Source organism: Polaromonas sp. P3_C2, assembly GCF_056402675.1.
Map to the genome: position 1 here is coordinate 1 of NZ_JBFUGX010000653.1, position 2,272 is coordinate 2,272.

At 60.4% G+C, this 2,272-nt stretch carries 1 protein-coding gene and 1 pseudogene; one reads left to right on the top strand and one right to left on the bottom strand.

Annotated elements, in window-relative coordinates; genetic code table 11:
* Nucleotides 1-623 (bottom strand): annotated as a pseudogene (gene aceE / locus AC1DWI_RS20280) (pyruvate dehydrogenase (acetyl-transferring), homodimeric type); the annotation flags it as partial.
* A gap of 352 nt (nucleotides 624-975) precedes the next feature.
* On the opposite strand from aceE, the gene AC1DWI_RS20285 reads away from it, so the two are divergent.
* Nucleotides 976-2,272: PAS domain S-box protein (locus tag AC1DWI_RS20285; RefSeq protein ID WP_477725587.1), on the top strand; the 1,297-nt coding region annotated here is incomplete at its 3' end.

Here is a 2,272-nt window from a genome sequence, read left to right on the forward strand (position 1 = left end):
GTGGGGAACTGCCAGAACTCAGGCATCAGCTTGGGATGCGGGTAGCTGGACAGGCCCTTGCCATCGACTTCCTGGCGGAAGTTGAGCAGTTGCTCTTCGGTCAGGCGGCCTTCAAGGTAGGCGCGGGCATAGACACCGGGCGACACGTGGCCCTGGATGTAAAGGCAGTCGCCGCCGTGGTTTTCACTCTCGGCATGCCAGAAATGGTTGAAGCCGGCGCCGAACAGGCTGGCCAGCGAGGCAAAGGAGCCGATGTGGCCGCCCAAATCACCGCCATCTGCCGGATGCAGGCGGTTGGCCTTGACTACCATGGCCATGGCGTTCCAGCGCATGTAGGCGCGCAGACGTTCTTCGATCTCGAGGTTGCCAGGAGAGCGCTCTTCGTGGTCGGTTTCAATGGTGTTGACATAGCCCGTATTGGCCGAGAAAGGCATGTCGATGCTTTTCTGGCGGGCGTGCTCAAGGAGTTGCTCGAGCAGAAAGTGGGCGCGCTCGGGACCTTCACTTTCGATGACGGCGGACAGGGCGTCCATCCATTCACGGGTTTCCTGGGTGTCCTTGTCCAGCGCGTCGTTGGCGGCAGCGCGCAAGTTGTCGCCCGCTTGGTTCGGAATGGCAGCCATTTTTTGTCTCCTGAGTAGCCTGATAAAGCTTTGTTAATCCGCAATACAGCCTCTTGTCGGGCTGTGCGCGGAGCCTGTGTCCAATTGCGCCTAAGCGTGTTTTAAACGCAAATTAGATTCAAGACCCTAGTTTCTCACAATATTTGTTAAATTTCAAATAGTGCTTATTGATTTCACATTAAGAAATTTCACGGAAGTTCAGCAAATCGATACCTGCGGGGAAATGCCCTTGGCAAATACCGGTTGCTTTATCGAAACCAGCGATGTGACAGCGCAGCCCACAGCCTCACCTTAAAAGATCAGGGTCAACCCTGACCACAGAGGGGCATCTCACTTAAACTGCATCATCCCTATGACCCAGCAAGCCCCTGCCCCCGCCGACACGATGGCGAACTCCGCCACCTTTGCCCTGTGGAGGCGCTGGTGGCGCAAGCAGTCGCCGTCGCGCCAGGACCGTTTCATCACCTTGGGGCCCCTGCTGGCCGTGGTGCTGTTTCTGGCAGCCGTGATCGCAGCCTTCGGTTACCTGCGCATCGAAGAAATCGACCGCGAGCAACAGGCCGTCAAGCGCGATGTGGAATACGCCCAGCAGCGCCTGCGCCTGCGCCTTCTGGAACGCCAGGAGCAGCTCATGCGCATCGGGCGGGATGTCTCCAACAAGGAAGTGGATACGGAAGAATTCATCTCGCAGGCCGAATCCCTGGTCAACCAGTACCCCGAACTCATGGCAGTCACCTGGGTGGACAGCAGGCGGCGGATCAAGGTGGCCTATGTATCGCCCAGCGCCAACGCCAGCCAGTTGCGCGGCGCCGGCGAGCAGCTCAAGGTCGGCGAAACAGACGGCACCTACGACCTGGCAAGAGACCTGCGGCAACCGGTGTATTCACGCCCGCTGGTGACCAAGGAAGCCAGCGGCTACAACACCCCTACCCTGCAGTTGCAGGTGCCGCTCGATGACCAGGGGAAATTTGCCGGCGTCATCATGGGCGAATACTCCATCGACGGGCTGCTGCGCTTTGGCGTGCCGACGGATGTGACGGCCAAATACGCGGTCACACTGATCGACGACAAAAACACGGTGCTGGCGGGCAACCTCCCGCCGCCCCGCAACCCCGCGGCCCGGCTTTTGCCCTGGACCGATGCCGCCGCTGAATATGAAATACCGGTTTCACCGGTAGGCAACGGCCTGCTGATTCGTGCGGAAGGCTATCGGGCCTCACTCGGAGTCGTGGGCAGCGGCTTTTTCTGGCTGGTCAGCGCCCTGAGCGCACTGACGGTGTGGATGCTGCTGGGCACCTGGCGCCATACGCGCCGTCGCGTGCAGGCCCAGCAGGCCTTGATTTCTGAAACCAACTTTCGCCGTGCGATGGAGAACTCCATGCTGACCGGCATGCGCGCGCTGGACCTGCAGGGCCGCATCACCTATGTGAACCCGGCGTTTTGCCAGATGACGGGCCTCACTGAAGGCGACCTGGTGGGCCGTACGCCGCCCTTCCCGCATTGGCCGGAAGGCGAGATCGAGACCCTGATGCAGCGGCTGGACGATGAGCTGCACGGCCGCACGCCGCCCGGTGGTTTCGAGGTGCGCGTCAAGCGCAAGAACGGCCAGATTTTTGACGCGCGCATGTATGTCTCGCCGCTGATTGATC